Source organism: Arthrobacter sp. SPG23, assembly GCF_000876655.1.
In the GTDB taxonomy this organism is placed as follows: Bacteria; Actinomycetota; Actinomycetes; order Actinomycetales; family Micrococcaceae; genus Arthrobacter.
The window spans coordinates 259,386-285,261 of the sequence record NZ_JYCN01000026.1; the positions used below are offsets into that span (position 1 = coordinate 259,386).

Sequence of the window (25,876 nt, forward strand, 5' to 3'; positions counted from 1 at the left end):
GTCGCAAAAGCCGTTTGGCTGAACAGGCCGCTTGCAATGCTGGCAGCCGCCAGCCTGGTCATGTTGTCCGCAACAACGTCGGCGCAGGCCGCCGACACCACTCCCATGGACCCGAACCCGGGGCCCGCGGGCAGCTTCGCCTGGAAGGGATTCAACTGGGAAAAGCGGTTCTGGGGCGGTGCGCCACAGTTCAACAAGGCCTTCGACGCGGCCAACGTCAGCAATCCCGACAGCAACGGATACGTCAAGCTTTCACTCACCAACCCGACCGGAACCGCCCCCGTCGGGGCCGAGTTCCAGTCGACCCGACAGGGATTCGGCTACGGCACATACAGCACCACGGTGGAGAAGGATGTGAGCGCCCTCCAGAAGGAAGTGGTGTGGGGATGCCTGTTCACCTACGACCCCCTGGCCGCTCCCGGCTACAACGAGATCGACCTGTGCGAGGCGTCCGCCTGGGGCGGCGGTGCAAGCTACGGGGAATCCTGGCCCGTATCCCAGGCACACGGCTACTGGTTTGACGCCACCAAACCGCCGGGGCAGGGCAACAACACCATCGTCTTTGATACGACGAACGACGCAATCCTCACCCACAAAATGGTCTGGGAGCCCGGAAAGATCACGTTCGAAACCTTTGCCGGCGAAGGGTACGGCGGTACCCTCCTCAAACGCACGGTCCTGCAGGGAAGCACGGTTCCGGTGCCGGCCAAGGAAGCCATCCACTTCAACCTGTGGGTCACAGGCGGGGGTGGCGGCGATCCCGAACATGTGAAGCCGGAGTCCGTGGTGATCCGGGACTTCTCGTTCACACCGGCCGCCAGCACAACGCCGGCGGCCGAGTCCCCCATCAAGCTGACGGCGGCCAACAGCAAGGTCAAAGGCGTCAATGCCACCACCCTGACGTGGACCGGGGCCACCGGCTCCAGCGTCACGTTATGGTTCAACGGCACCCCTAAGACGGTCCCCAACACGGGCAGCTACGTGAACAAGTTCAAGGGCGGAGCAACCACTAACTACAAGGTCTGCGATGCTGCTGCATGCTCCAGCACCGTCAGCGTGGTCACCTGAGCCGAACGAAAACGGGCAGCCCGGATTCGTAGCGAATCCGGGCCACCCGCCCGATCAGGCCGGAGTTACTTGGCGGCCTTGACCGGCACAATGCGCTTGATGGCAAGGCCGAGCGCCAGGAGGGCGAAGGCCGCCAGGGCGAACCAAAAGAGGTCACCGGCCCCGGTTACGGCGAGGGTTCCGGCCCCGACACCGGCCGCGGCGGGAGCTGCTGGATTGCTGTACATAGTGTTACCAAGCTTTCTTTTTGTTGAGCGCTGCATCCACGTAAGCCTTCGCGTGGACCACCTGAAGGAACAGGTCGATCAGAAGTTCGTACATCGTTGCGGCCGCCAGCATGTACCTCCAGCCACGCAGCCGCACAGTCACTACCCGTTCGATCACGAAGACACCGGTCACGGCGATCCAGAAAGGATGCATGTGCAGCCCTTCTCCCGTGCCCAGTGCAAAAGCCACCGTTCCGAAGTAGGCCATCGACACCAGGATTCCCGTCACGGAGAGGGCCTGCCTCCCCCAATACGGTCGGGTGACCCTGGTCCAGCCGTACTGGACGCAGTTCTCCACCGCTCCCCGCTTCCACCTCAGCCGCTGCGCCCAGAGTTCGCGCCAGGTGGGCATGATTTCCGTGACGAGCGTGCAGTCGGACGGCGATTTGATGCGGTAGTTCAAGGTCAGCAGGGCGAAGGACAACTCGTTGTCCTCGGTCAGCACGGAGGTATCGTAGACGCCTCCCCTGCCGTTGCCGGGCGGAAGCGTGCCGTTCAGCCGGGCTTCGATGACGTCCACCAGGGTCCGGACACGGAACAGCGCGGCCGTTCCCGTCACCACCAGGCATTTGCCGTGAAGCCGCTTAACGTCCCGCGCGTACCGGGCGTACTCATTCCGCTGCAGGTGGCCGACGAAACCGCCGCCCGCGGCGCCCCGGAAGACGCCGCCCACGGCACCAAGCCGCCTGTCCGCGCCCAGGTGGGCGGTTGCCCGCTCGATGAAGTCACGGCTCAGCTGCGAATCAGCGTCCTGGACGAGGATCATGTCCGCCGGATTTGCGCCCGGCAGCAGTCCCTCCAGCGCGAAGTTCAAGGCTCCCGCCTTTTTGTCCGTGTTTCCAACAGTGCGGATGACCTCCGCGCCAAGTGCCACGGCGATTTCCTCGGTGGCGTCGGTGCAGTTGTCCGCAACAACCACCACCCGGTCCGGCGGGAGGGTCTGGGATGTGAGGGATTTAAGCGTGTCAGAGATACCTGCAGCCTCATTGTGCGCAGGGATAAGGACTGTAATCACAGAAGCCCGGCACCCGCAGTTCCGGGAACATCATTCGAATAGTCACGCACTGGTTCCGCAGCTCCCCACCGGAATTAGTCAATTTGATTGTTGACTCCGAGTTTTTCAACGGAAACGCAAGCGGTCAGAAAGTATTCGAAAAGGAATCCGCAATCTTTCGTCAGGAAAAGTTGCAGCTCAATTGGACCTCAATTTTCCTTTTGGAACAGGCCGGCAATAATCAACTCCGGAGCGGGCGGGCACCGTACCCACGCCACAGCTTTTCGCCCACGGCGCACACGCCTAAGCCGGCGGCCCCGCGCCCCGTAGACTTGTCCGCACTATGGATGACCCTCCTTCACATATGCCCGAGCCCCTCCACCTTCTGACCGGTTCACCGGCCACCACGGGAGAGGGGCGCCCGAATGTATGAATGGATCATGCTCGGTATCGGCCTCGTCCTCACGGTGGGTACCGGCTTCTTCGTTGCGTCCGAGTTCGCGCTGGTCAACCTTGACCGGAACGACCTTGAGGCCCGCCAGGCCCGCGGCGAGAAACGCCTTGCGCCCACCATCAAGGCCCTCAAGATCACCTCCACGCACCTCTCCGGAGCGCAGCTCGGCATTACGCTGACCACGCTCCTCACCGGCTACACCTTTGAGCCGGCTATCAGCAAGATGCTCAGCGGGCCGTTGCTTGCTGCGGGACTGCCTGAATCCGTGGTGCCCGGGATCGGCGCCGTGGCGGGCATCTTCCTGGCCACCATCTTCTCCATGGTGATCGGCGAACTGGTCCCGAAGAACTTCGCCCTGGCCCTGCCGCTGGCCACCGCCAAGATCGTGGTTCCGTTCCAGGCCCTGTTCACCGCCGTCTTCAAGCCGGTGATCCTGCTGTTCAACAACACCGCCAACGGCATCATCCGCTCGTTCGGCATCGAGCCGAAGGAAGAGCTTTCCGGCGCGCGCAGCGCCGAGGAACTCAGCTCCCTGGTGCGGCGCTCCGCGCTGGAAGGCGTGCTCGACGTCGACCATGCGGTCCTGCTGCACCGCACCCTGCGCTTCTCTGAGCACTGCGCAGCCGACGTCATGACGCCCCGCGTCCGGATGACGGCGGTGAACGCCGACGATACGGCGGAACAGATCGTCACCCTGGCCACGTCCACCGGCTACTCGCGCTTTCCGGTGATTGGACGGGACCGCGACGACGTCCTGGGCGTCCTGCACGTCAAGCAGGCGTTTGCTGTGGCACTGGAGGAACGGGCCAGCGTGACCGCCGCCAGCCTCATGATCGATCCGCTGCGCGTCCCCGAGTCCATGGGCGTGGACACGCTGCTGGTCCTGCTTCGCAAACAGGGCCTCCAGGTAGCCATCGTGTCCGACGAGCACGGCGGAACGGCCGGCATCGTCACCCTTGAAGACCTGGTGGAAGAGATCGTGGGCGAGCTCGAGGACGAGCACGACCGCGCACGCGTGGGCGTGGTCCGGACCGGGCGCTCCATCACGTTCGATGCGTCCCTGCGCCCGGACGAGCTGCTGGACCGGACAGGGATTGCAGTCCCCGACGGCGAGGAGTACGACACCCTCGCGGGCTTCGTCACCGACCAGCTGGACCGGATCCCCGAGCTCGGGGACGAAGTCACCGTCAACGGCGGAACGCTGCGCGTGGAACGCGTGGTGGGCACCCACGTGGAGCGCCTCCGCTTCACGCCGGACGAATCTCAGGAAGCACCCCAGAGCCCGCACGACCGCATCATCGACACCCTCACCTCGGAGCTGACCCATGAGTGAATACCTTCCCGGCATCATCTGGCTGGTGGTCCTCCTGGTGGTCAACGCCTTCTTCGTGGGAGCCGAGTTCGCGGTCATCTCCGCCCGCCGCTCGCAGATCGAGCCCAAAGCGGAGTCCGGCAGCAAGGCCGCCAAGACCACGCTGTGGGCCATGGAGCACGCCACACTGATGCTGGCCACCAGCCAGCTGGGCATCACCGTATGCTCGCTCGTGATCCTGAACGTCTCCGAACCCGCCATCCACCACCTGCTGGAAATCCCGCTGGGCCTGACGTCCCTCTCCGGCGAAGCGATCGGCATCATCGCCTTCGTGGCCGCGCTGCTGCTGGTGACGTTCCTGCACGTGGTCATTGGCGAGATGGTCCCCAAGAACATTTCCTTCTCCGTCCCCACCCGGGCCGCACTCATCCTGGCCCCGCCGCTGGTGATGGTGGCGCGGGTGTTCAAGCCCGTGATCTGGAGCCTCAACGGGATCGCCAACTCCATCCTGCGGCTCTTCAAGGTCCAGCCCAAGGATGAGGCCACCAGCGCCTACACCCTGGATGAGGTGGCGAACATCGTGGAGCAGTCCACCCGGGACGGCATGCTCACCGACACCACCGGCACGCTGAATGCAGCCTTCGAGTTCACCGCCAAGACCGTGGCGGACGTGGAAGTGCCCATCAGCGGGATGGTGCTCCTGCCGGCATCTGCGACGCCGGCGGATATCCAGAGCGCGGTGGCCCGGCACGGGTTCTCCCGCTACATCCTCACGGACGACGACGGCGTGCCCTCCGGTTACCTGCACCTCAAGGACGTCATGGACCTGACGACGCCGGAAAAGTTCGCCAGGCCCGTGCCCGCCAAGCGGATCCGCCGGCTCGCGTCCGCGTTCAGCGGCAGCGACCTCGAGGACGCGCTGGCCACCATGCGCCGCACCGGCGCCCACGTGGCCCGGGTGTTCGACGAACACGGGAACACCACCGGCGTCCTCTTCCTGGAGGACATCATCGAAGAGCTCGTGGGCGAAGTGCAGGACGCCACCAGCGCCTAGAACGGAGGCGGACGGCCCGGCGGCGAATTAGGATGCTGGAATGGGGGAGCATCAGAGCGGGAAATCGCCGGGGACGCGCGGGCAGATCTACGTCGAAATCGGTATTCGCACATCAATGGACCGGCTCTGGACGCTGAGCCAGGATCCGGATCTGCATCCCCGGTGGGACCTGCGGTTTTCCCGCATCATCCCGACTGGCGGTGACGACGGCGGGCCCGTCAGCTTTCGTTATGAGTTCCGGCTGCCGTTCCACACCATCAAAGGCACCGGGACGTCCCTGGGCCACCGGTTCCGCGCCGACGGGCAGGCCACCTCCGTGCTGAAGTTCGCCACCGCCGATGCGCTCTCCCCCATAGGGCCGGGATCCGGCTATTGGCGATATATCCCCACGGCCGGCGGGGTGCGCTTCATCACCGGTTACAACTACCGGCCGGGAATGGGCGTCCTCGGAAAGATGATGGACGGCCGGGTCATCCGGCCGGCGTTGGGCTGGGCGACGGCCATAAGCTTCGACCGCCTGCGTTTGTGGGCGGAGTCGGACATTGACCCGCGGGACTCACGGAACCGGTGGATCATCGACGCCGCGGCCAGGTCCGGCGGCTTCATCGCCTCCGCCCTGCTGCTCCGGCGTGCATTCACGGGACAGCACGCGGCCGGGGCGACTGCCCTGGCCGTCACCGCGGCGCTGGCCTCATGGATCCTCCCGCCGCACCGGACAGTTCCGCGGGCCGGGCGATGCCTGCGGCAGACTCCCGATCCGCGGTCCGGGCGGGCCCCGTCTGCCCTTGCGGCGCTTCCGTCGCCTCCGTCGCTTCCGTCGCTTCCGTTGCCGGGCAGCGAAGGCCAGCCTGCAGGCGGGAAGTAGCCGTGGCGTCGATCTTTGAGCTGGCGCTCGGGCCGGACTTCAACCGGCTCCACCCCATGCTGCAGCAACGGTTCGGTGTTGACGCCGGAGCAGGCTACGCGTGCGTGGGACGCGGGGTTTTCTCGGAGGTCCGCCGCGGGGCATGGTGGACGGTCCCTTTCCTGCGGCTCGGGGCATACCGCAACATCCTCTTCCCCGACCAGGGAGAGGACGTCCCGTTCACCATCGAGAACTATCCCTATATCGATAGTTTCGGCCGGCCCACTGTCACCTTCGTCCGCACCCTGGAACTCCCCCGGGCAAAACACCGCCGGTTCGACGCCACCATGGTTTATAGTCCGGACACCGGGCGAATCATCGACTACCTCGGGACCCACCAGCACCTGGCCACCGGCCTCGTCCTGGAGGTCCTGCCGGACGGGTCGCTTCATCTCCAGTCCACGGACCAGCGGTTCTACGAAGGCTTCATCGGGTTTACCCTCCCGCCGGCCCTCACGGGCACCGCGGAGCTGTATGAGAATTTTGACGACGCCCGCGGGGTCTTCACCATCCAAATGCAGGTTCGGAATCCCGCTCTAGGGTTCCTCTTTGGCTACCGGGGCGAGTTCACGTGCACGTTCCCCGTCGCGCCCGCAGACGGTGCGCCGCACCGGCTCAGGCCAGTCCACGAAGAAAGGCGGCAGTAGCAGCTGCCGGATTCAGTTGCCCGGACCCGGTCGCGGGGTACGGTGCCGGCCGCTTGGCCGGGGGTGTCCGGGCCCTTGAGCTAGCGGCCGTGTTCCGAGATCAGGTTCCCGCTGAGTGTGCGAACCTCGTCCAGTTCGGCGGAGAGGCCCGCCAGCACGACGGCGGCATCAGCAGTCTGCGTGGCTGAGTCATTGTCCGCGAGCCCGTCGGCGCGGAGGTTGATCAATGACTCAACCATGCGGAACGCCAGCTCACCGAGGGGCGCGCTGCCGGCACCGCCGGGTGCCGGAACCAGTTCCACGACCCTCTGGCCCAGGTCCCGGTACAGCTGCCGCAACTCGCGCCTGTCCGCCATGAACGGTTCGAAACGCTCCGCCCGCGCCTCCGGCAGGTGATAGAGGATGCCAAGGTTCCAACGGGCATTGCACAGCAAGCTCCCGTCATAAAGCGCGACTGCATGGAGCGCTGCGGCCGCCGCCACTGCGCCGGCCGGCCGGGGAGCCGCGCAGACAGCCCTCGCGAACTCCAGGCCGCCGGCCACAGTGCCTTTAAGCAGCTCGCCGAGGATGTCATCCTTCGTGCCGAAGTGATGGTAGAGCGACGACTGGCGCATGCCCACGGCATCGGCGACCGCCCGCGTGGAGGTGTTCGCGAAACCCTGGCCCGTGAAGAGTTCGGCGGCGGCATCGAGGATTTCGTCCCGGGCGGTGGCCCCCGGGCGCACTGGCTGCTGCTTGCGGGGTCGACCCGGTCCGGCTGAAGTCACCCCACATTCTTACACCGACTGAGAGTGCCGAATGCGCCGGGCCGGCAGGGCCGGGCGCCGGTGAGTTTTTGTTCACAGAACTGAAACACCTGGAAATCCAGCTTTTACACGGGTGAAACGGAACCGGGACACGGCACTGGAAAACTATCAAGTGACCGGTATTTCGGGAGGGGCCATACAGCGGCTACCCAGATGTGGTCACCAGCCCCCGTTCCAGACACGGAGAAACCGATGACTTCCACCATTTCGACGGCGTCCGCCCACGCAGACGATGCAGACCTGACCTCGCTCGGCTACCAGCCGTCACTGCACCGCAAACTTGGCCGCTACGCCTCCTTTGCCGCAGGATTTTCGTTTGTTTCCATCCTGACCACCATCTTCCAGCTTTTTGCCTTCGGCTACTCCTTCGCCGGACCCGCGTTCTTCTGGACCTGGCCGGTGGTACTGATCGGCCAGCTGCTCGTTGCCCTGAACTTCGCCGAGCTCGCTGCCCGCTACCCGCTCTCCGGCGCCGTCTACCAGTGGTCCCGCCGGATGGGCGGCGAAGTGGTGGGCTGGTTCGCCGGCTGGTTCATGTCCATCGCCCAGGTTGTCACGGCGGCAGCCGCAGCCATCGCACTCCAGGTGGTCCTCCCGCAGCTGTGGGACGGCTTCCAGGTGGTGGGCGGCGATCCCGCCCTGGCCACCGTCACCGGCGCAGCCAACGCAGTAGTCCTCGGCGCGGCACTCCTGGTGGTCACCACGGTGATCAACTGCATGGGCGTCAAGCTGATGTCCCACGTCAACTCCATCGGCGTGACCTGCGAAATCGTGGGTGTGGCCGCCGTCATCCTGGCCCTGATTTCCGCTGCCCAGCGCGGACCCGAGGTAGTGGCGGACGTCAGCGTGGTGGCCGGCTCGGACCTCGGAGCCGTGGGCGCGTTCCTGGTCTCCGGCCTCATGGCCGCCTACGTGATGGTCGGTTTCAACTCCGCCGGGGAACTCTCGGAGGAGACCAAGAACCCGCGGAAGACGGCGCCCCGCACCATCCTGTCGGCCCTGATCATTTCCGGCATCGGCGGCGGGCTCATGATCATCACCGCGCTCATGGCCGCACCCAGCCTCGACGACGGGCGCCTCGCCACCGAGGGCCTGCCCTACGTGCTGACCGCCGTCCTGGGAACCTTCTGGGGCAAGGTCCTCCTGGTGGACGTCGCCGTCGCGATCTTCGTCTGCACCCTCGCCATCCAGACCGCGGGATCCCGCCTGGTGTTCTCGATGGCCCGCGACGGTAAACTCCCAGCCTCGGCCCTCCTCTCTACGGTCCACCCGGAGCGCGGCACGCCGATGTGGCCGTCCATCGCCATCGGCGGCCTCGCCGTCGGAGTCCTTGCCATCAACATCGGCAACGCCGCCCTGTTCACCACGCTCTGCAGCGTCTGCATCGTCATGGTGTACCTGGCCTACCTCCTGGTCACTGTTCCGCAGCTGCTCAGCCGCCTGCGCGGAGACTGGGACCGGGTGAGCCAGACCATGCCGGGCGGGCTGTTCTCGCTGGGCCACTGGGGGCTTCCCGTCAACGTCCTGGCCGTCCTCTACGGCGCCGTGATGGTGGTAAATCTCGCCTGGCCGCGCCCCGAGGTCTACGACCCCAGCGGCGAAAACGGATTCCTGCTGTTCTCCGCACCGCTCATGGTGGGGGCCGTGCTGCTCCTGGGCATCTGGGTGCGCAGCCGCAAGACCTCCGACGCTCCCGCAGCGTAGCCGCCCGACGACCTGCCCAACAGCCAAACACAGCTAACAGCCAACACAGCTAAGAGATGACTGACATGACACAGACCCTCGAATCCGCACTGCCCGCCGCCGGAACCGACCCCGCAGGGACCACCACAGCCGGAACCGCCACCACGGCGGGTGCGCGCGCCCATGCCCGTGCCCAGCACGGACGGACGGCGGACACCATGATCCACGTGCCCGCGGCAACGGCCCCCGACCGCCTCACGGCGGGGCTGCCGGCGGAGGCCGCCGCCACGCTCACCTGGGCAGAATCGCTCGCGTTCGGCCGGTACACCCACCTGGAACTGGCCCGCGGAACCAGGATCCGGCTGACCGATACCGACGGCGACGCCTGCGTCCACGCCGTGCTGTTCCGGGCCGGTGCGAGCTACGAGCGGATCAACGTCGCGGACACCGTCAAGGTCCCGTGGCAGGCCTACCTCGGTCCGGGGCATCCGTTGCTCTCCGATGCCGGCCGGCTGATGGCCACCCTCGTGGCCGACTCCTCCGGCAGGCACGACGCCCTCACCGGAACCACCAGCATTGCAGGCAACCAGGCCAAATACGGTGCGGGCTCCGCGCACAGCGCCTCACCCGCCGGCCGTGAACTGCTCACGCTCGGCGCCCTCAAGCACGGCATCAGCCAGCGGGAAGTGCCGCCGTCGATCTCCTTCTTCAAGGGCACCGCAGTGGACGCGGACGGCACCATCCGGTTCACCGGCAGCGCCGGTGCAGGCACCGCCGTCGAACTTCTCCTCCAGATGGACGCCGTGCTGGTGCTGGCCAATACGGCCCACCCCCTGGACCCGCGGCCGGACTTCACCGGAAGCGCCGTGGACATCGTCGCGTGGCAGGCGCCCGAAGACCTCGCAGCCCTTGCCGCCGGAAACCTGGGATTCACGCCCGGCCCCGAGCACCTGCTTGCCCTCCAGAACACCGAACACGACTTCACCGCAAGGACTTCCGCATGAACACCAGCACATTGACCGTCCAGCCGCAGGCAACCCAGCCGGACGCCGCTACTGCCGCCCTGGTCCCGGGGCGCGTCGTCCTGGATGAATACGTCGAAGCCCGCGGCCCGTGGTCCGCCGTGGTGGAAGCCGGGGACGTCCTCACCATCGTGGACCTTGAGGGAAACCAGGCCGTGGACTGCCTGCTCTACGCAGACGGAGACACCGCCGCCCGGTACTCCGCCGCCGCAACCATCGCCGCGCAGGGCTCCATCTTCCTCACCACCGGATCCGTCCTCAGGGCTGACAGCGGCGAACCGCTCATGACCGTGGTGGCCGATGAAGTGGGTGTCCACGACACCATCGGCGGTGCCTGCTCGCAGGAATCCAACACCCTGCGCTACGGCCAGCACACCCACGAACAGCACGCCTGCGTGGAGAACTTCCTCATCGAAGGCTCCAAATGGGGCCTCGGCAAGCCGGACCTCGTCTCCAACATCAACTGGTTCATGAACGTCCCCGTGGACCCGGACGGCGCCCTCGGCATCGTGGACGGGCTCTCCGCTCCCGGGAAACGGGTGGCCCTCCGCGCCGAGGCCGACACCCTGGTCCTGGTTTCCAACTGCCCCCAGATCAACAACCCCTGCAACGGCTTCAACCCCACGCCCGTGCGCATGATCGTCACCCGCCCGGAGGCCTCCCGATGAACCGCTTCGACACCCTGCTCGTCGCCAACCGCGGCGAAATCGCCTGCCGCATCATCGAGTCCGCCAGGAAGATCGGGCTGCGCACCGTGGCCGTCTTCTCCGAGGCGGATCGCGGCGCCAAGCACGTGCGCCTCGCCGACGAAGCCGTCCTGCTGGGACCGGCCCCCGCCAAGGAGTCCTACCTCAGGGTCGACGCCATCCTGGCCGCCGCGGCAGCCACCGGCGCCGGCGCCATCCACCCCGGCTACGGCTTCCTGTCCGAGGACGCCGGGTTCGCCGAGGCCGTGGAAGCCGCCGGGCTGGTCTTCGTGGGCCCCACTCCGGACCAGCTGCGGATCTTCGGCACCAAGCACACCGCCCGGGACGCCGCCCAGCGCGCCGGAGTGCCCATGATCGCCGGCTCCGGACTGCTTGAGGACCTCGACGCAGCCATCACGGCCTCCGCCACGATCGGCTTTCCGCTGATGCTCAAGGCAACCGGCGGAGGCGGCGGCATCGGCATGGCCGTCTGCCGCACCGAAGCCGAACTGGCCGAGAATTACGCCCGGGTGGCCCGGCTCGCCAGCTCGAGCTTCGGCACCGCCGGCGTCTTCGCCGAGCGCTACATCGAACACGCCCGCCACGTCGAGGTGCAGATTTTCGGCGACGGCGAAGGCCGCGTGGTCAGCCTCGGGGACCGTGACTGCTCCCTGCAGCGCCGGCACCAGAAAGTCCTCGAAGAAGCACCCGCGCCGGACCTTCCGGCCGGACTTCGCGAGGAACTGCACCGCAGCTCCCGTGCGCTCTGCGCCTCCGTGGGCTACCGCTCCGCCGGCACCGTGGAGTTCGTCTACGACCCCGTCCGGCAGGAAGCGTCCTTCCTCGAAGTGAACGCCCGCCTGCAGGTGGAGCACCCGGTCACGGAAGCCGTGACCGGCGTGGACCTGGTGGAATGGATGCTCAACCTGGCCCAGCAGCAGCCCGTGCTGGACGGCCTGCCGGACAGCCTTCCGGTGACAGGCCACGCCGTCGAAGCCCGCATCTACGCCGAAGACCCCGCCCGCAACTTCCAGCCCAGCGCCGGAACCGTCACCAACGCCCAATACCCGGGCGCCGACGTCGTCCGCGTTGACGCCTGGGTGGAAACCGGCAGCGAGGTGTCCACCAACTACGACCCCCTCCTGGGCAAGCTCATCTCCTTCGGCGCCAGCCGGGACGAAGCCCTCGACTCCCTGTCCGACGCCCTGTTGCACACCCGCATGGACGGCATCGAAACCAACCTCGGCATGCTGCGCTCCGTCACCGGGCTGGACGTGGTCCGGGCCGCCGCGCACTCCACCAGCACCCTGGACAGCGTGGGCGACCCCGAACCCCGCATCACGGTGGAGCGTCCCGGCCTGCAAACCAGCGTGCAGGACTGGCCCGGACGGACCGGCCTCTGGCAGGTGGGCGTGCCGCCGAGCGGCCCCATGGACGACCTCTCCTTCCGGCTGGGCAACGTGGCGCTGGGCAACCCCGAAGGTGCGCCCGGACTCGAATTCACCATGGCCGGCCCGGCGCTGCGCGTCACGCACGACACCACCGTCTGCGTCACCGGCGCGGAGGTGGCCGTCACCGTCAACGGGCATGCCGTTCCGGCATGGGAGCCCGTCACGGTTCCCGCCGGCGGCGTGCTCGACGTCGGATCGGCCGAGGGTGCCGGGCTGCGCGGCTACATCCTCTTCGAGGGCGGCCTGGACATCCCGACCTACCTCGGCAGCGCCTCCACCTTCACCCTCGGCCAGTTCGGCGGCCACGGCGGCCGCGTGCTGCGCGCCGGCGATGTGCTCCGCGCCGTGGCCGGAACGGCACCCGACACGGTGCCCGCCCCGGTTCCGGCCGAAAGCCGCCCCGCCTTGACCAGGCAGTGGGAGCTCATGGTGGTGGAAGGACCGCACGGCGCCCCGGAGTTCTTCCAGCGCGAGGACATCAACGAACTTTTCGCTGCGTCCTACGAGGTGCACTTCAACTCGGCCAGGACCGGCGTCCGCCTGATCGGCCCGAAGCCGCGCTGGGCACGGAACGACGGCGGCGAGGCGGGCCTGCACCCCTCCAACATCCACGACACCGCCTACTCGGTGGGCGCCCTGGACTTCACCGGGGACACCCCCATCCTGCTCGGCCCCGACGGCCCGAGCCTGGGCGGCTTCGTCTGCCCGGTCACCGTGGTGACCGGCGAGCGCTGGAAGCTCGGCCAGCTCCGCCCGGGCGACACGGTCCGCTTCGTTCCGGTGAAGACCGTCCAGGCACCGTCCGCCAAAGAGCTCGGCCCGGCCCGGCAGCAACTGCTGCTCCCCTCTTCCAGCACCGGCCGCTCCAACGGCGACGGCGACGACGGCGTGCTGGGCCGCGTGCCCGAAGGCGACGGCCGGCCGGCCGTGACGTACCGCCGCTCCGGCGACGACAACCTGCTGGTGGAATACGGCGACATGGTGCTGGACCTCGGCCTCCGCGCCCGGGTCCACGCCCTGCACCAGGAACTGGAGCGGCTGCGGCTTCCCGGCATCGTGGACCTGACACCCGGCATCCGCTCACTGCAGGTCAAGGCCGATCCGTCCGTCCTCCCCACCTCCCGCCTGCTGGGCATCGTGCGGGAAATCGAAGCCGCCCTCCCCGCCAGCTCGGAGCTCGTTGTCCCGAGCCGCACCGTCAGGCTTCCGCTGTCCTGGGACGACCCCGCCACGCGTGAGGCAATCGAGCGGTACATGGCGGGCGTGCGGGACGATGCTCCCTGGTGCCCGTGGAACATCGAGTTCATCCGCCGGATCAACGGACTGGATTCGGTGAACGACGTCTTCGACACCGTCTTCAACGCGGACTACCTGGTGCTCGGCCTGGGCGACGTCTACCTCGGCGCTCCCGTGGCCACGCCGCTGGACCCGCGGCACCGCCTGGTCACCACAAAATACAACCCCGCCAGGACCTGGACCCCGGAAAACGCGGTGGGAATCGGCGGCGCGTACATGTGCATCTACGGCATGGAAGGTCCGGGCGGCTACCAGTTCGTCGGCCGCACCACGCAGGTCTGGTCCCGGCACGCCACGGCCGCCCCGTTCGAGCCCGGCTCGCCGTGGCTGCTGAGGTTTTTCGACCGGATCTCCTGGTACCCGGTCAGCCCGGAGGAACTCCTGGACCTGCGGGCGGACATGGCTGCCGGCCGGGGCCGGGGCGTGGAGATCGAGGACGGCACCTTCTCCCTCGCCGAGCACGAGGACTTCCTCGATGAGAACAGCGATTCGATCGCCGCGTTCCGTGCACGGCAGGAGAGGGCCTTCGCCATCGAACGCAAGGCCTGGGAGGACGCCGGCGAGTTCGACCGTGCGGAAAAGGCCGTCGCCATCGCGCCGCCCTCCGAGGAAGTGGTGGTTCCCGACGGCGGAACCCTGGTGAGCTCGCCGTTCGCGGCGAGCGTCTGGAAGGTGGACGTGGCACCCGGAGACAAGGTGGTGGCAGGCCAGCCATTGGTCTCCATCGAAGCCATGAAAATGGAAACCGTGCTCACCGCACCCAGCGACGGCATCGTGCAGCGGGTACTGCCCAGCGCAGGGTCCCAGGTGGTGGCAGGCGAACCGCTGGTGGTCCTCGAAGCGGCGGAACTGAACGACAAAGAGCTCGTCCTCGAAGGGAGCGCGGCATGAGCGGCATCAGCGGATCAGCCACCGCCCGGGTGACGGCGGCTCTCGCCGCGATCGACGCCGTCGACCGTCCCGAAATCTGGATCACGGTCCGCGGCCGCGAGGACCTGCTGGCCGAGGCCGCACGCATCGACGCCGACGCGGCGTCCGGCAGCGGACTTCCCCTGGCCGGGCTCCTGCTGGCGGTCAAGAACAACGTGGACGTCGCCGGAGTCAGCACGACGGCGGCGTGCCCCGGTTTCGGCTACGAGCCCGCCGAAGATGCCGTGGCAGTGGCGCGGCTGCGTGCCGCCGGCGCCCTGGTGCTGGGCTCAACGAACCTGGACCAGTTCGCCACCGGGCTCGTCGGAACCCGCAGCCCGTACGGCGCTGTCCGCGATGCGCGGCGGCCGGACCGGATCTCGGGCGGCTCCAGTTCAGGCTCCGCCGTGGCCGTGGCCCTGGGGCTGGCGGACATCGCCATCGGAACGGACACCGCAGGATCCGGCCGGGTTCCTGCCGGGCTGCAGGGAATCGTGGGCATCAAGCCCACCCTCAACGTAGTGTCCACGGCGGGAATGGTGCCCGCCTGCCGGTCCTGGGACACCGCCACCATCCTGACCCGCGACCTGGACACCGCCGAGCTGGCCATGGGGATCATGGCCGGAGAATCGCGGGCGTGGCCTGCAGACGTAAGGCTGGCGGCGCCGTCCCGGCCACGGGTGGCCTACCCGGCGTCGCTCCCGGCGCTCCCGGAGGAATGGGCTGCCGAGTTTGGCGCACAGATCGAACGGCTGCGCTCCACCGGTGTGGACGCCGAGCCGATCGAACTGGACGTCTTCCTGCAGGCGGCCCGGCTGCTGTACGACGGCGCGCTCGTGGCCGAGCGCCACGCCGCCGTCGGGTCCTTCATTGACGCCGCGGTGGCAGGTGACGAGTCCGGAAGCGGCACCGCCGGCGGGCTGGACCCGACGGTCACCGGCATCATCACTGCGGCAGGCCGCGTAGCCGCGCATCAGTACGTCAGCGACACAGCGGCGCTGGAGGAGCTGAGGCGCGAAGCCCTGTCCCGGCTCGAGGGATTTGATGCGCTGATCGTGCCCACCACTCCTTTCCACCCGACACTGGCCGAGGTGGCCGCGGACCCGGTGGGGGTCAACTCGCGGATGGGTACGTACACCAACTTCTGCAACCTCTTCGATATGTGCGCCGTCGCAGTGCCTGCCGGCACCGTCGCGGACGCCGGAGGCGACGGTGTCGCGCAGTTCGGGCTCACCGTTGTGGGGAGGACGTTCGACGACGGCGTGGTGGCCGACATTGCCCGCAGGATCGAGGCGACGCCGGACCTCCCGTCACTGTTTGCGTCCGGGGCCGCACCGAGCCGGGCCGCACTTAGCCGTGCCGCCGCGGAACGGCTGCCGTGGCCCGTGGCCGCCGGCGCGCAGGCCGTGCCGCTCGTCGTGGTGGGCGCGCATCGTAAAGGCCAGCCGCTGGTGGACGAACTGGAACGGCGGGGCGCGTTCTGGGACGGTCCGGTTACCCTGGCACCCCGTTACCGGATGGTGGCGCTGGACACTCAGCCGCCGAAGCCCGGCGTCGTCCGTTCCGACGACGGCGCGGAACTGGCCGCCGAACGGTGGCTGCTGTCCGAGGCGGCTCTCGGGTCCTTCCTCGCGGAGCTCCCCGAACCCATGCTGCTGGGGTCGGTTCTGCTCAACGACGGATCAACGGCCGTGGGTTTCGCTTGCGACGCTGAGGCGGCGTCCCGGGGCAGGGACATCACGCATTTCGGGGACTGGCTCGTGGCCCAAGATGCGGCCGAGCATTCCGCGGACACTGCCGGCCAGGGCATCTGGAGGCAGACCGGCGAGGCTTTACTGACAGGTCTGCAGCGCGGCCGGGGGTAGCTCAGCCGCCCAGCACGACGTTGACCGGCGGCTCCCCCGCCAGCATCAGGTCGATCTGCCGCTGCAGCAGCCGGCCCATGCGCGGGCGCATCGCGGAGCTTGCTCCGCCGACGTGCGGGGTGATGATGACGCCGGGCGTGCCCCACAGCGGGTGGTCCTGCGGCAGCGGCTCGGGATCCGTGACGTCCAGCGCGGCGCGGATCCTGCCTGAGGCAGTATGGCGGACCAAGGCTTCGGTGTCCGCCACCGGCCCGCGGGCCACGTTGACCAGCAGCGCGCCGTCGGGCATTGCCGCCAGGAAGGCGTCGTCGATCAGGTGCGTCGTGGCGTCGCTGAGCGGGACGCCGACCACCACAATGTCGTGCTCCGGCAGCAGTTGCGGCAGTTCGGCGATCCCGTGGATCACGCCGTTTTCATCGGTCCGCGGCCGGCTGGCCACCCTGGTGACGCTGGTTTCGAACGGGATGAGCCGCTGCTCAATTGCCTTGCCCACGCCGCCGTAGCCCACGATGAGAACGCGCCGGTCGGCCAGGCTGGCGGTGGGCCGGCCTTCCCAGATGCCGTCCTGCTGGTTGCGCATCAGCCGCGGAAACTCCCGCTGGCTTGCCAGCATCATGGCGAGGACCAGTTCCGCGGTGGAGGTTTCGTGCACGCCGGCCGCGTTGGCGAAGACCCGGCCGGCCGGGAGGGAGTCCGCCACGCCGTCGTACCCGATCGACTGGCTCTGCACCAGGGCGGTTTCCACGGCTTCAAGGTTCCGGAGGACGCCCGTCCCGCCCATGTACGGCGGGACCACGATGTCGATCTGCGCCTGCGGCGGTTCGCCCGAGAAGTCCCACTCCAGCACGGTGACGTCCGGGTGCGGCGTCAGGTATTCGCGAAGTACGGCATCGGGCAGGCTGACAGTGATCTTCCGGGTCATGGGTGCCAGCCTAGTGGAGGGACGGATCCCGGCGAGTTTCCCCTACATGGTGGCGGTGCCGGTGTCCTGTCCCGGGAGCTCGATCCCTTGCTCTTGGGCGAACTTCATGACGTTTGGCATCATCACCGCGTTTTGCTGCCTGGCCTCCTCGGTGGGGGTGAAGGCCACAAACTCGCACCCGGCGAAGACGAGGGGCGTGTGCCCGGGCTCGATGACGAATGCGTCACCGGCTTCGAAGATCTCCTCGACCCCGTCGCTTCTCCGGATACCGAACTTCCCCTTGAGCACGTAGCCCAGGTGGTTCGCCTGGCACTGATCATTCGGCGCACCCTTGAAGAACCGCGCCTGATCCATATCGATGAAGTTGCTTTCCAGGCTGACGGTCCAGTCACCGATCTCCTGCTCGTAAGCGTCCACATACCCCGGGAATGTTTGGTGAAACGAAGCGGTGGCTTTCGATACCTTCGACATCTGGTTCTCCTACCAAGCAGCGACTCGTGCCGGGTCCGGTGTGGCTCGGCCATCCGTCCCTGCCCATGCTAAGGATCCCGGTATCGCGCTCCCAGAGAACAAGGTCCCGTGTGTGAGGGGACCGGCTGGCGCACGTGGGCGTCCAACTCCGCGATGAACCTGCGCGTGAAGTACAGATTCCCTTGTGCGTTGCGGGGCACTTTGCGTCCACCTTCCGCCGCGCATCCACCTGGACCTCTACACAGAGGACCAGAGCGGCGAAGTGCAGCGGCTCCTCGATCTGGGTGCCACCCGCGTTGAGTGGAGCCAACGGCCCGCCGACGCGGACTACGTGATCATGGCCGATCCGGAGGGCAACCGTTTCTGCGTGATCGACACTGCCGGCCGCGGGGAGAGCTGACCGGCGGCTCGGGCTGGTAGCCACCACACACAGAACCACCCACTAGCGCAGGCAAATCCCACAAATTCGTTGACACGCCCTGTCATCGCTGTTAGAAATGATCGGAAAGCGGTTTCCGACTCGCGCTTATCCACCACACCCATTCCAGCGCGCCAGATATTCAATCGATGAATTGAAACGATACAAGAACGAAACCCGAATGAAGGTTCGCGACTTCGCGCCTTTAAAAGGAGACGGACGATGACGACCGAAGCAATACTCAACTGGCTCGACGGCGATGCTCCCGCGGAGCTCTCCGGCGGCACCACCTGGGGCATGCCCTTCGCCCGGGGCTCGCTGGCCGGCGTCGGCGGACTCTCGGTCTCGGACGCCGAAGGGAGGCCGGTCGCCTCGCAGGCCTGGCCGCTGGCAACGTGGCCGGACGGCTCGCTGAAGTGGGCCGGCGTTGCCCTGCCGGCAACCGACACGCCCTCCGCGCACTACCGGGTAACGTCCGACGGCGGCGCCTCGCCGGAGGCCGGGCCATCACCGGAGGCTGCACCCGCCGCGGAGATCGCCGTGAAGGAAACGGAAGACTCCATCACTATCTCCACCGGCACGCTGGACATGGTCATCAACCGAACCGGCTCATCCCTGTTCGCCGCCCTCTCCCGCGGCGGCACCGTGATGGCCCGCGATGGCAAGCTGGTCAGCCTGCTCCAGGACGGAGTCCCGGACGGCCCCGGCAGCGTCAGCCGGCAGGCGTTCACCGGTGAGGTGACCGCCGTCGTGCTTGAACAAAGCGGTCCGGTCCGCACGGTGGTGCGGCTGGAAGGCTCGCACCGCCCGGACAGCCACAGCGGTGACGGGCGCAGCTGGCTGCCGTTCGTGGTCCGGTTCTACTTTTACGCGGGAGCCCGCAGCGTGCGGATGGTCCACTCCTTCATCTGGGACGGCGATGCCGAGCGCGACTTCCTGGCCGGCCTCGGCGTCCGGTTCACGGTGCCGCTCGAGGGCCAGCTGCACGACAGGCATGTGCGCATTGCAGGGGCCGACGGCGGTTTCCTCACCGAGGCGGTGCGCGGCCTGACCGGCCTGCGCCGCGACCCGGGCGAGGCCGTCCGCCGCGCCCAGATAGCGGGACAAGCAACGCCACCGCTGGAGGAGTGGAGCGAACTGGTGTCCAGGCGGCTGCACCTGATCCCGGCCTGGAACGACTACACCCTGACCCAGCTGAGCGCGGACGGCTTCGAGCTCCGCAAACGGACCGGCGAGGGCCACGGCTGGGTGGGAATCTCCGGCGGCACGCGGGCTGCCGGGTTCTGTTCACTCAGCACTCCCGGCGGCGGCTTCGGCATCGGCGTCCGCAACTTCTGGCAATCCCACCCCGGCCAGCTGGACATCCGCGGCGCCGCCACCGCCGAGGCAGAGGTGACGGCGTGGCTGTACTCCCCCGAGGCCCAGCCCATGGATCTGCGGTTCTACCATGACGGACTGGGTCAGGACACGTTCGAGGAGCAGCTCGAGGGCCTGGAAATCACCTACGAGGACTACGAACCGGGATTCGGCACTCCCCGCGGCATCGCCCGCACCCACGAGCTGACGCTGTTCGCGTACGACTCCACTCCGGACACCCGCTCCCTCGCCGCCGATGTGGAGGCCTCCTCCACGCCGCCCCTGCTGCAGGCCGCCCCGGAGTACCTGCACTCGGCCGGCGTGTTCGGCGACTGGTCCCCTGTGGACCGCAGCACGCCGGAGCGGGCCGGGCTGGAGGACAAGCTGGACTTCCTCTTCGATTTCTACACCGGCCAGGTGGAGCAGCGCCGCTGGTACGGGTTCTGGAACTACGGCGACGTGATGCACACCTACGACGCCGACCGGCACGTCTGGCGCTACGACGTGGGCGGGTACGCCTGGGACAACTCTGAGCTCTCCCCCGACCTGTGGCTCTGGTACATGTACCTGCGGTCCGGGCGGGCGGACGTGTTCCGTTTTGCCGAGGCCATGACCCGCCACACCGGCGAAGTGGACGTCTACCACCTGGGCGAGTGGCGCGGCCTGGGCTCCCGGCACAACGTCCAGCACTGGGGCTGCAGCGCCAAGCAGCTGCGGATCAGCACGCCCGCCTACCGCCGGTTCTACTACTACCTGACGGCGGACGAACGCACCGGCGACCTGCTCGCCGAGCTCGTGGACAGCGACCAGAACTTCCTGGGCCTGGACCCCACCCGCAAGGTGCGCCCGGACATCGCCACGTACCGGCCGGACCGCAGCGCGCTGGCCGTGGGCCTGGGAACGGACTGGGGATCGCTGGCCGCCACCTGGCTGACCGACTGGGAACGCACCGGCAACCCGCGCTCACGGGACCGCCTGCTGGGAACAATGGCGGACATCGGCGCCCTGAAATACGGCTTCCTCACGGGCGAAGCGCTGTACGACCTGGATAAGGGAAGGTTCGACGCCGGCCGCGAAGTCGTCAGCGTCTCGCACCTGAGCGCCGTGTTTGGGCTAGTGGAAATCTGCAGCGAACTGGTCAGCCTGGTGCCGGATGCCGCGTTTGAACGCGCGTGGCTGCAGTACTGCCGGCTGTTCCTGGCCACGGAAGAGGAGCAGGCCGCCGAGGTGGGCCGGCCGCTGGACGGCATCCACCTGACCCAGGCCCACAGCCGGCTCTCCGCCTACGCAGCCGCGCGGCTGGGTGACGCTGAGCTGGCCGCACAGGCCTGGGACAGCTTCGCGGAGGGCGGCGAAAACCTCAACCACCAGGAGGCGTTCACGCTGCGGAAAATCCAACCGCCGTACGTCCTCGCGCCCGTGGACGAGGCCCTGACAGTGTCCACCAACGATGCCGCGCAGTTCGGCCTGGCAGTGATCCAGAACCTGGCCCTGATCGGCGGACACCTCCCGGCGCTCCAGCAGGTGCGCTAGGTGGCGGCCCAGGGCTGGGTTTTGGTCCGGATGCTCTCCCCTGATTCCATGGACTGCTGGATGGTGAGGGCAAGGTACTGGTCCTGGCAGGCTTCCGCGAGGCTGTACACCTCCGGACCGCCGTGAACGTAATCGGCCATGCCCCGCAGCAGCGCGGCGACGGAAAGTTCGTCGTCGGCGAGCCGGGCGGGCAGGAACGGGTTCCGGTAGAGCCAGTTCCCGCCCTCCACCAGGCCGCGGAGAAACAGGCCTTCGTGGTTGCCCGCCTGCCCGGCACCGATGCGCCGGATTTCGCTGCGCATGGGCGTGCGGAAGTCCTCCACATAGCGCAGGTGGGTGTCGCGGAGTTCACCGCGGTCGCCCCGGACCAGCACGTGCGGCGAACGGATCCAGGAGCGGTACTGATCGGTGGTGAAGTCGAAGACGCCCAGCCTGCCGCCGAAGTCCAGCCGTGCGGACACGTGGGCCTCGTCGATGAGACGGTCTTCTTGCGGATCCCCGGAGCGGTCGGGTCCGGCCTGCATCCGCGAGCGGAACTCGTGGGCGGTTACCTCGGCGTTTTCGAACCCGATCCCCAGCAGCCGTCTGAGGACGCTGACCCCGTGGTATCCGTGGCAGACCGAGGCAAAGGCCTCCGTGACGCTGCCCAGCCGGCCTGAGCGGGCGACTGCGATCTGCGTCGAGAGCAGCGGTTCCAAGTGGTACTGCTCGGCAACCTGGATCCGCGCCCCGTCCTCCACCAGCCGGTACAGGGACAGGAGCCCCGCGAGGTCCGGCGCCGGCGGGGTTTCCGTCAGCACGGGAAGACCGTGCGAGGCGGCATCAGCGATGACTCCCGGCGCCGCGCCGCCGCTGACGGATACAACCGCGAAGTCGGGCGCGGCCTCGTCAAGGAGGGCCGCCAGGGTGGGATACGCCGGGACGCCCCACTCCGCCTCCACCGCTGCCCGGTTTTCCTCCCGCCGGGCCACCACGCCACAGACCCGGAAGAGGTGCGGAAGCGCCTGGGCCACACGGAGGAAGAAGCCAGCCCGGTACCCGCCGCCGATGACGGCAAAGTCCGTTGGCGGTGTGGCGGTCCCGCCGCCCGGAAAGGTGGCATGCTCTTCGCGAGAAAGCGGTTTCATGCGTTCAGTCTGCCCGTCCTGCGGCGGTCAAACCAGCCCGTTCCGCAGGGCGGGACGACGGCGGCGCGCCAGTGCCGCCGTCGTCCCCGGCTTCCGCTGTCTTACCGCACCGCGGCCGGTGCAGCACCGGCTGATCCGGCACCCGCAGGCTCGACAGCGGCATCCGCCGCAGGTGCGCCGCCCGCCGTCGCATTCTCCGCCCTCGCGCCTTCGTCCAAATCCCCGCGGAACGCGCGGAGCATGGCTTCCCGGTCAAACTGGCCTTCCCATTTGGCCACCACGAACGTGGCCACGCAGTTCCCCAGCAGATTCACGGAGACGCGCATGGAGTCCATGAGCCGGTCGGCGCCCAGGAGCAGGGCCACGCCGGCCACCGGGAAGATGCCCAGGGCGGCCGCGGTGGCCGAGAGTGCCAGGAAGGCCGAGCCGGGGACGCCCGCCATGCCCTTGGAAGTCAGCATCAGGATGCCCAGGGCCGCGAGCTGCTGGCCAAGGTCGAGGTTGTGTCCGAAGGCCTGGGCAAGGAACAGCAGGGAGATGGACAGGTACAGAGCGGCGCCGTCGAGGTTGAAGGAGTAACCGGTGGGCACCACCAGTCCCGTGGTGGCCCGGGAGCAGCCGGCGTTGGTCAGCTTGGTCATGATGCGCGGCAGCACCGACTCGGTGGACGCCGTACCCAGCGCCAGCAGGAATTCCTCGCGGCTGTACTTGATGAACTGCCACAGCGGCACCCGCGGATACACCCAGGCCACCACGAACAGCAGCCCGATGAAAATAATGGCCGCGCCGTAGCAGGCCGCGATCAGCAGGGCGTACGTGCTCAGTGAGCCGAGGCCGTACTGGCCGATGATGAACGCCATGGCGCCGAACGCACCCACCGGGGCTACGCGCATCACCCAGCCCATGATCTTGAAGAACAGCTCCAGGACAGTTTCCAGGAGCGTCACCACGGGCAGGCAGCGTTCCCTGCCCACCACTACGATGGCCGCGCCGAAGAATACGGAGAAGCAGAGCACCTGCAACAGGCTGTTGGAGGCGAAGGCGCCTACCACGCTGGTGGGAATGATGCCCAGCAGGAACGCACCGGCATCCTTGGGCGGGGCCGTCCCGGTCTTGGCGTTGAGGGCGTCCTGGGACAGTGTGGTCGGGTCGATGTTCAGGCCGGCGCCGGGCTGGACAACATTTCCCACCACCAGGCCGAACACCAGTGCGAAGAGCGTGGCGCCGGTGAAGTACAGCAGCGCCTTCACGCCCACCCGGCCAACGGCCTTGACGTCGCCCACGGCCGAAATGCCCGTCACAATCACCAGGAAGATCAGCGGGGCGATGATCATCTTGATCAGCTGGATAAACCCGTCGCCCAATGGCCGCAGGGCCGAGCCGAGATCGGGCCAGAAATGGCCGATCCCGATGCCCAGGAACACGGCCACGAGGATCTGGACGAAGAGCGACTTGTAGAGGGGCTTCTTCAGCGGTGCGCTGCTTGCGTCGGGCACCAGGGGCGAGGGGAGGTTCATCAGGGCTGCCAATCAACGGGGAAAAGACGCGCTGGACGCCTTCAGGTCATAGGCAACGCTAGGGACCCCGTGTTTCCGGAATGCTAAATCCATACTGCGGAATTGTTTAACCGCAGAATGGAATCTGCTGCCGGTACTGGCGGTGCCGCCCTACACCTGGTCATCCCAGGTGCCGGCGCCCTCGGCTGCATCCTCCGGTTTGCGTTCCGCGTCCGGCTCGCCGCTGCCGACGTACGACGCCGGAACGGTGCCTGCCGCCTGCGTCTGCTGCTCCTCGCGGATGTTCTTCGCCGTCCCACCGCCCGGGCGGGGCTGCTTGGGGTCGACGGCGTCCGGATCGCCGGGGCCGATCAGGTTTGCGGGGTCGGTTGCGGCTTCCTGGGGGTCGGTCATGGTGGCGCCTTTCGTTTGTGGTTAGTGCTCGGTGCGGCCGTCCGTTTTCGACGTCCGGCCGGCACTGCAAGCCTATGGTTTCGCGTCTCGCAGCGGCGACAAATCCGGACTTCTGATGTCCGGAATAAGCCCCGGTTTTTCCCGTAAAATCGCGGAAAATAGGGGCGCTAGGGCACTGGCGCTTGGCGAAAAGCGGGCGCACGATTGTACTACCGGGCCACGAAATGACGTCGTCAAAGAGCCCGGAGTCAAGCCCCCGCAGAGACCGGGTGTGCTGTTTGAAACCGGCTGGAACTGGTTGCCGCTTCACAGGGGAGTGATATCGCGGCCGGCCAGTCCTGCCCGAAAATGATCGCTCGCATCCTTATGTAGGAGCAAAAGAAATGTCCATCACTCAATCAACCAAATCCCGCCCCTTCGGAACCCGATTCGCATTGATTTCGGCTGTTTCGCTGGGTCTTATTGGCGGACCTGTTGCACTGGCTGTGCCCGCTGACGCATCGACGTCGCTGCGCGGTTGTACCGTTGACCCGCTGAAGCCAACACCGGTGGGACGCTACGGGGCGAAGGATGTCGCGGACTTCAGAATTCGCGTCGATTGCAATGGCAACAAGACCGTGGAGATCCGTCAGAGGCGCTTCGAGCAGGACAATCGTTGGCGGGACGACCTCCTGGGGCGCACCACATTCAAGGAGTCCTTCGACAGGCGTGATGGCCGCATCACCATCCACAGCAGGGACAACGTCGACAGGGACAAAGGAAAGGACCGCGTGTACCACGAGGTTTCCTTCCGCGTGAAGAGCGGCAACAACTGGTCAGACTGGACCCGCTGGGAAAAGAGCGACATCGCAGTCCTCGGTGGCAGGCGCTAACTGACCACTTCACCGATCCGTGCATCTGATCCGCTCAGCGGTCTGCACATCGAAAGAGCCAGGGGCGCAGCCGCCCCTGGCTCCTTCATTCCAGCCAAATCCCTTCCATCAGAATCTCAACCGAAGGAGACGCCGTGAGCAGCACGGTGGAAAAGCACATTGTGGTCAACGTGCCGGTCAGCGAGGCCTACACGCAGTGGACCAAGTTCGAGGACTTCCCGTGCTTCATGCCCGGAGTGCAGAGCGTCACCCGGCTCAGTGACGACCGACTGAAATGGGTGGCCCGCATTGCAGGAGTCCGCCGGGAATGGGAAGCCAAGATCCTGGAGCAGGTCCCCGACCGTCGGGTTGCCTGGGCAGCCACCGCTGGCGCCACCAACTCCGGCGCCGTGGACTTTAGCGACGCCGGAAGCGGCAGGACCTCACTCAAGCTCACCCTGGAGTACCAGCCCGCGGGCGCCGTCGAGAAAGTGGGCAACCTGCTCCACATAGTGGGCCGCCAGGCGGAGCACGACCTCAAGAAGTTCAAGCAGTTCATCGAGCACGAAGGCCACGCGACAAGCGCCCGGCGCGCTCCGGTTCCCGACGCCGCCCAGGCCAGGACTCTAGGGGCCGGTCCGGAGTACAACCGGTTCGCCCATCCCTTCGACCAGACCAACGGGCTGGTGGACTTCGAAGGTGAGTCCGACGAGACGGCCGAAGGTGAGAACCACAGCGCCGCCGAACGCCTGCGGGAACAGCACCGCCACGACGGGCATCTCCCACCCATGGGAGGCGGCCTTGGCCAGCACTGACCCGTCGCAAAGCACCGCCCGCATCGTGAAGATGCGGGCGGTGCTTTTGTTCCGTC

The 25,876-nt window shown here is 67.4% G+C and carries 22 protein-coding genes; 14 read left to right on the forward strand and 8 right to left on the reverse strand.

The annotated features are described in order from the left end of the window. Positions 1–36: 36 nt before the first annotated feature. On the forward strand, positions 37–1,068 hold the full coding sequence (locus TV39_RS18435) for a hypothetical protein (RefSeq protein ID WP_052500624.1): 1,032 nt from the start codon (positions 37–39) through the stop codon (positions 1,066–1,068). A 65-nt stretch (positions 1,069–1,133) separates the two neighbouring features. On the opposite strand, the gene TV39_RS22415 is transcribed toward TV39_RS18435, so the two are convergent. After that, entirely contained in the window at positions 1,134–1,295 is a 162-nt protein-coding gene (locus tag TV39_RS22415; protein ID WP_200891052.1) for a hypothetical protein, read from the reverse strand. A gap of 4 nt (positions 1,296–1,299) precedes the next feature. Next, positions 1,300–2,349: a glycosyltransferase family 2 protein gene (locus TV39_RS18440; protein WP_043484408.1), complete on the reverse strand. Its 1,050-nt coding sequence runs from the start codon at positions 2,347–2,349 to the stop codon at positions 1,300–1,302. A 404-nt stretch (positions 2,350–2,753) separates the two neighbouring features. Here TV39_RS18440 and TV39_RS18445 point away from each other — a divergent pair, with 404 nt between their 5' ends. From TV39_RS18445 to TV39_RS18460, 4 genes are read left to right on the forward strand one after another with little or no spacing between them, the layout of a single operon-like run. After that, complete coding sequence (locus tag TV39_RS18445; RefSeq protein ID WP_043484411.1) at positions 2,754–4,115, forward strand: hemolysin family protein; 1,362 nt, start codon at positions 2,754–2,756, stop codon at positions 4,113–4,115. Then, entirely contained in the window at positions 4,108–5,148 is a 1,041-nt protein-coding gene (locus TV39_RS18450) for a hemolysin family protein (protein ID WP_043484413.1), read from the forward strand. Before TV39_RS18445 ends, TV39_RS18450 begins: the two co-directional genes overlap by 8 nt. A 40-nt stretch (positions 5,149–5,188) precedes the next feature. Next, entirely contained in the window at positions 5,189–6,013 is an 825-nt protein-coding gene (locus TV39_RS18455) for a hypothetical protein (RefSeq protein WP_043484414.1), read from the forward strand. A 2-nt stretch (positions 6,014–6,015) separates the two neighbouring features. Continuing rightward, entirely contained in the window at positions 6,016–6,699 is a 684-nt protein-coding gene (locus tag TV39_RS18460; protein WP_043484415.1) for a DUF4166 domain-containing protein, read from the forward strand. An 80-nt stretch (positions 6,700–6,779) separates the two neighbouring features. On the opposite strand, the gene TV39_RS18465 is transcribed toward TV39_RS18460, so the two are convergent. Further along, complete coding sequence (locus TV39_RS18465) at positions 6,780–7,466, reverse strand: TetR/AcrR family transcriptional regulator (protein WP_043484416.1); 687 nt, start codon at positions 7,464–7,466, stop codon at positions 6,780–6,782. 231 nt (positions 7,467–7,697) lie between these two features. Between TV39_RS18465 and TV39_RS18470 the strand changes: the two genes are divergently transcribed. From TV39_RS18470 to atzF, 5 genes are all read left to right on the forward strand, one after another. Next, positions 7,698–9,209 carry an amino acid permease gene (locus TV39_RS18470; RefSeq protein ID WP_043484418.1) on the forward strand — a complete coding sequence of 504 codons (1,512 nt, stop codon included), beginning with the start codon at positions 7,698–7,700 and terminating at the stop codon, positions 9,207–9,209. A 65-nt stretch (positions 9,210–9,274) separates the two neighbouring features. Beyond that, on the forward strand, positions 9,275–10,192 hold the full coding sequence (locus tag TV39_RS18475) for an urea amidolyase associated protein UAAP1 (RefSeq protein WP_043484420.1): 918 nt from the start codon (positions 9,275–9,277) through the stop codon (positions 10,190–10,192). Next, positions 10,189–10,878, forward strand: coding sequence for an urea amidolyase associated protein UAAP2 (locus TV39_RS18480; protein WP_043484422.1), 690 nt, complete (start codon positions 10,189–10,191; stop codon positions 10,876–10,878). The genes TV39_RS18475 and TV39_RS18480 overlap by 4 nt, the downstream gene beginning before the upstream one ends. Further along, positions 10,875–14,534 (forward strand): urea carboxylase, encoded by a 3,660-nt coding sequence (uca, locus tag TV39_RS18485; protein WP_043484425.1) that lies wholly within the window; start codon positions 10,875–10,877, stop codon positions 14,532–14,534. Before TV39_RS18480 ends, uca begins: the two co-directional genes overlap by 4 nt. Continuing rightward, positions 14,531–16,417 (forward strand): allophanate hydrolase, encoded by a 1,887-nt coding sequence (atzF, locus tag TV39_RS18490; protein WP_043484428.1) that lies wholly within the window; start codon positions 14,531–14,533, stop codon positions 16,415–16,417. The genes uca and atzF overlap by 4 nt, the downstream gene beginning before the upstream one ends. Position 16,418: 1 nt before the next feature. On the opposite strand, the gene TV39_RS18495 is transcribed toward atzF, so the two are convergent. Continuing rightward, complete coding sequence (locus TV39_RS18495) at positions 16,419–17,339, reverse strand: 2-hydroxyacid dehydrogenase (RefSeq protein WP_043484430.1); 921 nt, start codon at positions 17,337–17,339, stop codon at positions 16,419–16,421. A 42-nt stretch (positions 17,340–17,381) separates the two neighbouring features. After that, the gene (locus tag TV39_RS18500) at positions 17,382–17,810 is read right to left on the reverse strand and encodes a hypothetical protein (protein WP_043484433.1); all 429 of its coding nucleotides are present in this window, start codon (positions 17,808–17,810) and stop codon (positions 17,382–17,384) included. Between the two features lie 184 nt (positions 17,811–17,994). Here TV39_RS18500 and TV39_RS18505 point away from each other — a divergent pair, with 184 nt between their 5' ends. Then, positions 17,995–18,210, forward strand: coding sequence for a VOC family protein (locus TV39_RS18505; protein ID WP_442853510.1), 216 nt, complete (start codon positions 17,995–17,997; stop codon positions 18,208–18,210). Between the two features lie 240 nt (positions 18,211–18,450). Further along, positions 18,451–21,117, forward strand: coding sequence for an exo-rhamnogalacturonan lyase family protein (locus tag TV39_RS18510; protein ID WP_043484436.1), 2,667 nt, complete (start codon positions 18,451–18,453; stop codon positions 21,115–21,117). Here TV39_RS18510 and TV39_RS18515 read toward each other — a convergent pair. The 3 genes from TV39_RS18515 to TV39_RS18525 all read right to left on the reverse strand — a co-directional run bounded on the left by TV39_RS18515 (position 21,114) and on the right by TV39_RS18525 (position 24,154). Beyond that, positions 21,114–22,244, reverse strand: coding sequence for a Gfo/Idh/MocA family protein (locus TV39_RS18515; protein WP_043484439.1), 1,131 nt, complete (start codon positions 22,242–22,244; stop codon positions 21,114–21,116). The two genes, TV39_RS18510 and TV39_RS18515, sit on opposite strands and share 4 nt — an antisense overlap. A 101-nt stretch (positions 22,245–22,345) precedes the next feature. Continuing rightward, a complete protein-coding gene (locus tag TV39_RS18520) occupies positions 22,346–23,761 on the reverse strand; it encodes a cation:dicarboxylate symporter family transporter (RefSeq protein ID WP_043484776.1) in 1,416 nt (471 codons plus the stop codon). 150 nt (positions 23,762–23,911) lie between these two features. Continuing rightward, positions 23,912–24,154 (reverse strand): hypothetical protein, encoded by a 243-nt coding sequence (locus TV39_RS18525; RefSeq protein ID WP_043484442.1) that lies wholly within the window; start codon positions 24,152–24,154, stop codon positions 23,912–23,914. Between the two features lie 383 nt (positions 24,155–24,537). Between TV39_RS18525 and TV39_RS18530 the strand changes: the two genes are divergently transcribed. Next, complete coding sequence (locus TV39_RS18530; protein WP_144406467.1) at positions 24,538–25,026, forward strand: hypothetical protein; 489 nt, start codon at positions 24,538–24,540, stop codon at positions 25,024–25,026. A 134-nt stretch (positions 25,027–25,160) separates the two neighbouring features. Next, the gene (locus TV39_RS18535; protein ID WP_043484448.1) at positions 25,161–25,820 is read left to right on the forward strand and encodes an SRPBCC family protein; all 660 of its coding nucleotides are present in this window, start codon (positions 25,161–25,163) and stop codon (positions 25,818–25,820) included. The last annotated feature ends 56 nt before the right edge of the window (positions 25,821–25,876 follow it).